This is a genomic window from Pseudomonas sp. 30_B, assembly GCF_017491605.1.
Classification (GTDB): domain Bacteria; phylum Pseudomonadota; class Gammaproteobacteria; order Pseudomonadales; family Pseudomonadaceae; genus Pseudomonas.
Window position 1 is genome coordinate 1 of sequence record NZ_JAFGYY010000538.1, and the last position, 238, is coordinate 238.

Consider the following 238-nt stretch of genomic DNA (forward strand, 5'->3'; position numbering starts at 1 on the left):
CGCCGGCACCCGGAAGGCGCCTTCGTAGTTGGAGTTCTTCTCGTTGCGGAACGGAGAGGTGGCGGCATCCGGCCAGGTGAAGCGGTTCGGGCCGTTGTCGGTGGTGTAGACGACGATGGTGTTGTCGGCGATCTTCAGGTCGTCCACCGCCTTGAGCAGCTTGCCGACGTCGCCGTCGTGCTCGAGCATGCCATCAGCGTACTCGTTGCCCGGCATGCCGCTCTGGCCCTGCATGGAT

The 238-nt window shown here is 64.7% G+C and carries 1 protein-coding gene; it reads right to left on the reverse strand.

The features are described 5' to 3' along the window. Nucleotides 1–238, reverse strand: a 238-nt coding sequence (locus J5M67_RS29385) for a sulfatase-like hydrolase/transferase (RefSeq protein WP_207888776.1), incomplete at both ends; no start/stop codon positions are given.